This is a genomic window from Variovorax sp. 01T439_2, from assembly GCF_056398445.1.
In genome coordinates this window covers 1-8,077 of the sequence record NZ_JBFTPJ010000165.1, presented here as the reverse complement: position 1 = coordinate 8,077, position 8,077 = coordinate 1, and the positions used below count along the sequence as shown (strand labels likewise).

Below are 8,077 nucleotides of genomic sequence, written 5' to 3'. Positions count from 1 at the left end.
GTCCCGAAGGGTCCCGTCGGCGTCGAGCAGGCCCGGTCGCTCCTGGCCCGCGGGGCCATATCGCAGCAGTCTCATGTTGTCTCCTTGGTGTTCGATGGCCTGGACTCTAGAAGCCGCCGCCATTACGATCCAATCGAAAATTTGGCATGAGCATTTCCAAAATGGAATATCGAATCGACAGCCCGAACAGCGCGCCCCGGCTCATCAATCGCCTGCGCCTGAAGCACTGGGCGCTTCTCGCCGCGCTGGCCGAGAGCCCGGTGCTCGCCCAGGCCGCGTCCGCGATCAGCGTGACGCAGCCTTCGGCCACCAAGATGCTGGCGGACATCGAATCGGCCTTCCGGTTTCCATTGTTCGAGCGCCACTCGCGAGGGCTGCGCCCCACGCCGCTCGGAGAAGAAGTCGTCGCCTATGCGCGCCAGTCACAGGCCGGCCTGTCCCGCTTCCTCGAAGGCCTGGAGATCAAGCGCCGCGGCGGCCACGGACAGCTGGTCATCGGCGCGATCATGGGCGCGGCTCCCGACCTCGTTGCACGTGCGATGGCCGAGATCAAGCGCGAGCGCCCGCTTCTCAACGTCCGCATCCTCGGCGAGACCAGCGATCAGGTCGGCGCCCTGCTGGAGCGGCACGAGATCGAATTCGCCGTCGGGCGCTTCTCCTCGCTCAAGCAGCACAACACCTTTGCCTTCGCACCGCTGGCCAACGAGACCATGCAGGTGGTGGTGCGGCGCGGGCACCCTTGCGCACGCCAGCGCGGCCTGACGCTCGAGGCGCTCACGGCCTGGCCCTGGATTCTTCAGCCACTGACCAGCCCGGCGCGGCAACTGATGGAGGATGAATTCACCTCGGTGGGACGGAGCACGCCGGCCAACCTCGTGGAATGCGCGTCGGTCTTCGCCACCTTGCAATTGCTGCAGGCCAGCGACGCGGTGGGTGCCCTGCCGGAATCCGTCGTGCGCGACCACGTGCGCGCGAAGCTGCTGCGCGTGCTGYCCGTGCCCATCGGCAAGGACCTGAAGGGCTTCGGCGTGCTGACGCGCATCGGCGAGCCGCTGTCGGAGACGGCCGCGACCTTCATTGCGCACCTGCGGCGCTTCGCCGATGCCCAAGCACAGGCGCAGGCACAGGCACAGGCCGCCTGAACGCGATCGGCCTCCCATCCCGGAAAGATTCAGTCTTTCTTGAAGCTACAGCAATTCGCAACGAAAATCTGCGGATGCCCACCGCCACCCTTCCCCCGCTCAGCCGCCAGTTCGTCGCCCACTTCGGCGAGATGGGCAGCAAGTGGGGCATCAACCGCACCGTCGGCCAGATCTATGCGCTGATCTTCATTTCCGAGCATGCGCTCAATGCCGACGAGATTGCCGAGCTGCTGGAGTTCTCGCGCTCCAACGTGAGCATGGGCCTGAAGGAACTGCAGGCGTGGCGGCTGGTGCATCTGCGCCACCACCCCGGCGACCGGCGCGAGTATTTCGAGGCGCCGGCGGATGTGTGGGAGATCTTTCGCGTGCTGGCCGAGGAGCGCCGCCGCCGCGAGATCGAGCCGACGCTTTCGATGCTGCGCAGCGCGCTGCTCGAATCCCCCGCGAGCGACGCCGAACGCCACGCACAGGAGCGCATGCGCGAGATGCACGACCTGATCGACCGGCTCATGAAGTGGTTCGACGACGTCCAGCGGCTCGCGCCCGAAACCGCGATGCAGCTGATGGGCATGGGCGCCACCGTGACCAAGGTGCTGAGCCTCAAGGACCGCATCACCGGCAGCACGCCCAAGAAGAAAAAGCCGGCCGCCGGCTGAGCGGCCTTTTGTCAGAGCCGCTCCTGCCCCTGCGGCGCTTCGGGCAGCGCGAGCTTCTCCTTGCGGATAGCGTCGTCGTCCATCAGTTCGTACCACATCGCGTTGAGCACGGCGAAGGCGGCCGCCAGCGGCAGGCCGAGGATCCAGGCGAAGTACCACATTTTTTTGCTCCGTTCAGTACGCGTGTCCGCTCTCTTCGCGGATCGCCTTTTCGTCGACCTTGCCCCACAGCACGTGGTAGACCCAGGTGGTGTAGGCCAAGATGATGGGAATGAAGATGCCCGTGACCACCAGCATGATGAAGAGCGTGAGGTGGCTCGACGATGCGTCCCACACCGTGAGGCTCGCGCGCGGGTCGATCGACGACGGCAGGATGAACGGGAACATCGAGGCGCCCACGCTCAGGATGATGCCGGCAATGCCGAGCGCAGCCGCCAGCAGCGCCAGCACGGGCCGGCGCAGCAGCAGGCCCGCGAGCGCACCCAGCAGGCCGGCAAAGCCCGCCGCCGGCGCGGCCATGGTCCAGGGATGGGCCGCATAGTTGGCAAGCCATGCACCTGCATGCAGCTCGACGGTCTTCAGCAGCGGATTCGACGGCCCGGTCATCTGGGCGGCGCTGGTGATGCGGTAGCCGCCGATGGCAGATGCCATCCACACGCCCGCGAGCGCATACAGCACGATGCCAGCCACCGCGGCAACGCTGCCATAGAGCCGCGCGCGCTCGGCCACCGGACCCGCGGTCTTGAGCTGCAGCCATGCCGCGCCGTGCGTGACCATCATCGCCACCGACACCAGCCCGCACAGCAGCGCGAAGGGATTGAGCAGCGCGAAGAAGCTGCCGTCGTAGTGGATGTGCATGTCGGTCGCAAAGCGAAACGGTATGCCCTGCAGCACGTTGCCCACGGCCACGCCGAAGATCAGCGCCGGCACCAGGCCGCTGAAGAACAGCACCGCGTCCCAGCGCGCGCGCCAGGCCGGCTCTTCGCGCTTGCTGCGGAACTTGAAGGCCACGGGCCGCAGGATGAGCGCCGTGAGAATCACGAACATCGCCAGGTAGAAGCCCGAGAACGACACCGCGTACAGCTGCGGCCAGGCCGCGAAGATCGCGCCGCCGCCAAGGATCAGCCACACCTGGTTGCCCTCCCACACCGGGCCCACGCTGTTGATGACCACGCGGCGCTCGAGATCGGTACGCGCGGCGAACGGCAGCAGGATGCCGCTTCCCAGGTCGAATCCGTCGGTGACCGCAAAGCCGACCAGCAGCACGCCGATCAGCGCCCACCAGATGATTCGAAGCGTGTCGTAGTCGATGAGTTGATGCAGGATCATGAGGAACTCCCTGGCGCCGCCATGGCGCGAACTGGCGGAACATGGGACCGGGCTTCGCCGACATCGGGCGCATGCTCGGCGTCCGGCCCCTTGCGTATCACCTTGAGCAGCAGCTTCATCTCGATGATGAAGAGCGTGGTGTAGATCGCGATGAAGCCGCCAAGCGTGATGAGCAGCGTCTTCACGCCCAGGTTCGACACCGCCACCGCCGTCGGCAGCACGCCTTCGATCACCCAGGGCTGGCGGCCGAACTCGGCCACCAGCCAGCCGAACTCGATGGCGATCCACGGCAGCGGGATGGCCAGCACCGCGGCCCTGAGCAGCCAGCGGTGGCGGTCGAGCCGGCGCCGCGCCGAAAGCACGAAGAAGGTGGCCGTCAGCACGATCAGCAGCATGCCGATGCCCACCATGATCCGGAACAGCCAGAACAGCGGCGCCACCTGCGGCACGGTGTCCCATGCGGCCTTGGCGATCTGCTCGGGCGTGGCGTTGCGCGGGTCGTCGACGTAGCGCTTGAGCAGCAGCGCATAGCCCATGTCGGTGCCGCCGTTCTCGAAGGCGTCGCGCACGCCCTGCGGCACGGCCTGCGTGCTGCCGGCGGCGCGGATCTGCTGCAGCGCGTCGTAGGCCTTGATGCCTTCGCGGATGCGCACCTCGGCGCGCTTCACGAGCTCGTCGATGCCCGGGATCACGGTGTCGAGCGAGCGCGTGCCGATCAGCCCCATCACCGCCGGAATGTGGATGGCGTAGTGCGTCTCGCGCGCTTCCTGGTCGGGGAAGCCGAAGGCGGTGAAGGCCGCCGGCGCGGGGTGCGTTTCCCACATGGCCTCGATGGCGGCCAGCTTCATCTTCTGGTGCTCGGTCGACAGGTAGCCGCTCTCGTCGCCCAGCACCACCACCGACAGCGACGCCGCCAGGCCGAACGAGGCCGCGACCGTCATCGAGCGCTTGGCCAGTTCGAGGTGGCGGCCCTTGAGCACATACCAGGCCGACACGCCAAGCACGAACACCGCCGCGCACACATAGCCCGCCGACACGGTGTGCACGAACTTGGCCTGCGCCACGGGATTGGTCAGCACCGCGAAGAAGTCGGTCACCTCCATGCGCATGGTCTGCGGGTTGAAGGCCGCGCCCACGGGGTTCTGCATCCAGCCGTTGGCAATGAGGATCCACAGCGCCGAGAAGTTGGAGCCGATGGCCACGGCCCAGGTCGCGACCAGGTGGCCCACCTTGGAGAGCTTGTCCCAGCCGAAGAAGAACAGGCCCACGAAGGTGGCTTCCATGAAGAAGGCCATCAGCCCCTCGATGGCCAGCGGCGCGCCGAAGATGTCGCCGACGTAGTGACTGTAGTAGCTCCAGTTCATGCCGAACTGGAACTCCATCACCACGCCGGTGGCCACGCCCATCGCAAAGTTGATGCCGAACAGCACGCCCCAGAACTTGGTCATGTCGCGCCAGATCACGCGGCCCGTCATCACGTAGACGGTTTCCATGACCGCGAGGATGATCGACAGCCCGAGCGTCAGCGGCACGAACAAAAAGTGGTAGAGCGCCGTGACGGCGAACTGCAGGCGCGATAGCGCAACGATGTCGAGGTCCATGGGGTGGCTTCCTTTTTGTGTTCCCTGTTTTTGGTCTTTGGCTTCTGTCTGTTCAGTCGGGCCGCAGCGCGTTCAGCGCGGCCTCGAAGGCGGGACTGCCGCGCCGCAGCTCGGCAACGATGCGTCCCTGGCGCATGCACACCAGGCGGTCGGCCAGCGCGGCCTCGCGGCGCAGGTGCGTGGCAATCAGCAGCGTGCGCGGCCCGGCTTCCTTGGCCAGGCGCTGCAGCACGTCATGCGCGATGGCGGCATCCAGCGCCTCGGTGGGCTCGTCGAGCAGCCAGAGCGGCACCGGGCGCAGCAGCAGCCGCGCGAGCGCGAGCCGGCGCGACTGCCCGCCTGAAAGGCCCAGGCCGCCTTCGCCCAGCGCGGTATCGAGTCCGGCGGGAAAGGAGCGCACGTCGCCCGCAAGGCCGGCCGATTGCAATGCGCTCCACAGGCGGTCGTCGTCCGCGGCGGGGTCGGCGAGCCGGAGGTTGTCGCGCAGGCTGTCCTGGAAGAGCTCGGTGCGCTGGGTCAGGAGGCACACCGGCTGTGCGTTGACGCTGCCGGCCAGCGGCGCGATTTCTCCGGCGATCACCGCGAGCAGCGTCGACTTGCCCGCGCCGCTCGCGCCGATCAGCGCCACCCGCTCGCCCGGCGCAATGGCCAGCGAGACATCGTTCAGCGCAGCAATGCCGCTGCCGGCGTGCGCGGCGCTCAGGCCGGACAGGCTCACTGCGCAAGCCGCGCCGGGTTCGACGGCGGCGACGCATGGCCGCGCCTCGTCAGGTGCCATGCGCGGCGCGAGGCGCCGCACCGCGAGCCAGGTGCGGCCGGCATCGAGCGCACTGCGCCGCAGGGCCGCGAACGGCTCCGTGGTCGTCAGCGCCACCAGCAGCCCCAGTGCGGCAGCGGGTGCGCCGATGGCGCCCTCGCCCACGAGCGCACCCACCGCCAGCAACACGCCCACCAGCGTCAGCGTGCCGGCCACGTTGTAGGCCGCGCCGGCCGAAGTCTCGAGCCTGTTCAGCGCGAGGTCGGCCTTGGCCAGGCGCGCATCGGCATTCATCAGTGCTTCGCGCTGCGCATCGGCACGCCCCGCCATCACCAGGTCGGTCTGGCCCGCGACGAGGTCGGCGGTGCGCGCCCGCAGCGCCTCGATGCCATGCGCGCGGCGCACCGCCGGACGCCGGGCGCGCCGCGCGATGAACAGCGCCAGGCCCCAGCCGGCGGCCACCAGCCACAGCAGCAGCGCCAATCCCACGCCGGCGTGCATGAACCCGAGCACCACGCCCGCGAGCAGCGCCGCGCCCAGCGCAGCGGCGGCGGGCACGAGCAGCCGCAGGTAGAGCGACTCCAGCGCATCGATGTCGGAGGTCAGCCGGAACAGGAGCCGCGATGGCCGCATCGCCAGCTGGAGCGCCGCGCCGGGGCGCGCCCAGCCGCGGAACAGGCGCACGCGCAAGGCCGCGAGCACGCCGAAGCTTGCGTCGTGCGTGACCAGGCGCTCGCCGTAGCGCGATGCGGTGCGCCCGAGCGCCAACAGCCGGATGCCGGCCGAGGGCATGAACACGTCGAAGGTGAAGGCCGTGGCCGCATGCAGGCCCGCGAGTGCCGTCGCGGTGATGAACCAGCCCGACAGGCCGAGCAAGGCCATGCCCGCCAGCACGGTGGCCGCCGCCAGCACGCCGCCCCACAGCAGCGCGCGGGGCTGCGCCGCCAGGAACGGCCGCCGCACCCGCCGGAGGTCGCGCCAGCCACCCTGGGAACTGCTCATGCGGCGCGCTCCAAGGCGGCATCGGCCGGCTCGGCATCGAGACGGACCGAGCGGTTCATGCGCGCCGCCAGCACCGGGTCGTGCGTGGCGACGACCAGGGTCTTTCCGCGGGCCAGGGCCAGCAGCGCGTCGGCCACCTGGGTGGCGGTTTCGGTGTCGAGGTGGGCGGTGGGCTCGTCCACCAGCAGCAGGTCCGCATGGGGGTGGACCGCGATGCGCGCCAGCGCCAGGCGCACCGCCTCCCCGCCCGACAGGCCGATGCCGCCCTCGCCCAGCGCCACGCCCGGATGCGCCTGCGCCACCGTCTCGAGGGAGGCGAAGCGCATCGCCGCCGCAACCTGCGAGGCGCCCACGCCCGCGCGCCCGAGCGCGACGTTGGACTCGACCGAGCCCGCGAACACATGCGGCCTCTGCCCCATCCAGGCGATGCGCTGGCGCAGCGCACCCGCGGTGCGATCGGACAGCGGCACGCCGCCAATCGAGATGTCGCCGTGCGCGGCCGGCAGCAGCCCCGCCAGCAATGACAGCAGCGCCGTCTTGCCCGCGCCGCTCGCACCGGTGAGCGCCACGTGCTCGCCGGCCCCGATGCGCAGGTCCAAGCCATCGAAGACCTTGCGCGCCTCGCCCGGCCAGGCGAAATGCAGGCCGCGGATCACGATGGCGGGCGCGGAGCCCGTGCGGGCCGCGCCTGTGGCGGCACGTGCGACCGGCGCATGCGCCCCGGGCAGCGGCAACGCGCGCCTTTGCAACGCGTCGAGTGCCTGCAGTGCCGCCTCCCCAGCCGCGCGGTCGTGCCACACCGCCGAGAGTTCGCGCAGCGGTTCGAAGAACGCCGGCGCAAGCAGCAGGATGAACAACCCTTCTCCCAGGCTCAGCTGGCTTCCCCAGGCGCCGAAGCCCAAGCTGCCCAGCAGGTGGAAGCCGACGTAGGCCGCCACCATGGCCACGCCCAGCGCCGAGAAAAGCTCCAGCACCGCCGACGAGAGAAAGGCGATGCGCAGCACCGCCATGGTCCGCGCCCGCAGCGCCTCTGCCGCCTGCGCGAGCCGCCCGGCCGCGGCATCGACCGCATCGAGCGCGCGCAGCGTGGCCAGCCCGCGCAGGCGGTCGAGCAGGAAGGCGTTCATGCCGCCCATCTCGACCATCTGCGCCTCGCTCGCGGCCTTGGCGCGCCAGCCGACGATGGCCATGAAAAGCGGGATCAGCGGAGCGGCCACCAGCAGCACGAGCGCCGCCACCCACGAAAGGCTGGCCACCGCCGCCAGGATGACGATGGGAACCACCGTGGCGCGCCAGCGCGCGGGCCGGTAGCGCACGAGATACGGCACCAGCGCTTCGGCCTGCTCGGCCAGCACGCKGGCCGAGCGCCCGGACTCCGCACGCTCGCGGTCCAGCGGCGAACCGGCCGCCAGCGCCCGGGCAGTCTGGGCACGCAGGGCCGAGAGTTGCGCCCGCGCGTGTCCGAAGATGCGCCGTGCGCCCCATGCCTCGCAAACAGCCCGCAGCACGCCCAGCAGCAGGATGCCGCAAGCCGGCCACTGCACCGCCGCAATCCCCTGCCCCGAGGCCAGCCCCTGCACGGCCATGGCC

Annotated in this window: 7 protein-coding genes; 2 read left to right on the top strand and 5 right to left on the bottom strand. The window is 69.8% G+C overall.

Annotated features, from left to right (window positions below):
* Positions 1-161: 161 nt before the first annotated feature.
* Together AC1DOC_RS10455 and AC1DOC_RS10450 are read left to right on the top strand one after the other, a co-directional pair.
* Positions 162-1,142, top strand: a complete 981-nt coding sequence (locus tag AC1DOC_RS10455) for a LysR family transcriptional regulator (RefSeq protein WP_478129774.1) — start codon at positions 162-164, stop codon at positions 1,140-1,142.
* Positions 1,143-1,216: 74 nt separating this feature from the next.
* Positions 1,217-1,798 carry a GbsR/MarR family transcriptional regulator gene (locus AC1DOC_RS10450; RefSeq protein WP_478081441.1) on the top strand — a complete coding sequence of 194 codons (582 nt, stop codon included), beginning with the start codon at positions 1,217-1,219 and terminating at the stop codon, positions 1,796-1,798.
* Between the two features lie 11 nt (positions 1,799-1,809).
* Here the strand turns inward: AC1DOC_RS10450 and cydX are convergent, their stop codons facing one another.
* The 5 genes from cydX to cydD all read right to left on the bottom strand — a co-directional run.
* The gene (gene cydX / locus AC1DOC_RS10445) at positions 1,810-1,959 is read right to left on the bottom strand and encodes a cytochrome bd-I oxidase subunit CydX (protein WP_012748462.1); all 150 of its coding nucleotides are present in this window, start codon (positions 1,957-1,959) and stop codon (positions 1,810-1,812) included.
* A 13-nt stretch (positions 1,960-1,972) separates the two neighbouring features.
* On the bottom strand, positions 1,973-3,127 hold the full coding sequence (gene cydB, locus AC1DOC_RS10440; RefSeq protein WP_478081442.1) for a cytochrome d ubiquinol oxidase subunit II: 1,155 nt from the start codon (positions 3,125-3,127) through the stop codon (positions 1,973-1,975).
* A complete protein-coding gene (locus AC1DOC_RS10435) occupies positions 3,124-4,728 on the bottom strand; it encodes a cytochrome ubiquinol oxidase subunit I (RefSeq protein WP_478084485.1) in 1,605 nt (534 codons plus the stop codon). Before AC1DOC_RS10435 ends, cydB begins: the two co-directional genes overlap by 4 nt.
* Positions 4,729-4,780: 52 nt before the next feature.
* A complete protein-coding gene (locus AC1DOC_RS10430; protein WP_478129773.1) occupies positions 4,781-6,487 on the bottom strand; it encodes an amino acid ABC transporter ATP-binding/permease protein in 1,707 nt (568 codons plus the stop codon).
* Positions 6,484-8,077, bottom strand: a 1,594-nt coding sequence (cydD, locus tag AC1DOC_RS10425) for a thiol reductant ABC exporter subunit CydD (RefSeq protein ID WP_478129772.1), incomplete at its 5' end; no start/stop codon positions are given. The genes AC1DOC_RS10430 and cydD, both read right to left, overlap by 4 nt.

Excerpts from the sequence above, each read along its gene's own strand:
- AC1DOC_RS10450 (WP_478081441.1), top strand. The coding sequence starts at position 1,217 with ATGCCCACCGCCACCCTTCCCCCGCTCAGCCGCCAGTTCGTCGCCCAC.
- cydX (WP_012748462.1), bottom strand. The coding sequence starts at position 1,959 with ATGTGGTACTTCGCCTGGATCCTCGGCCTGCCGCTGGCGGCCGCCTTC.
- cydB (WP_478081442.1), bottom strand. The coding sequence starts at position 3,127 with ATGATCCTGCATCAACTCATCGACTACGACACGCTTCGAATCATCTGG.
- AC1DOC_RS10435 (WP_478084485.1), bottom strand. The coding sequence starts at position 4,728 with ATGGACCTCGACATCGTTGCGCTATCGCGCCTGCAGTTCGCCGTCACG.
- AC1DOC_RS10430 (WP_478129773.1), bottom strand. The coding sequence starts at position 6,487 with ATGAGCAGTTCCCAGGGTGGCTGGCGCGACCTCCGGCGGGTGCGGCGG.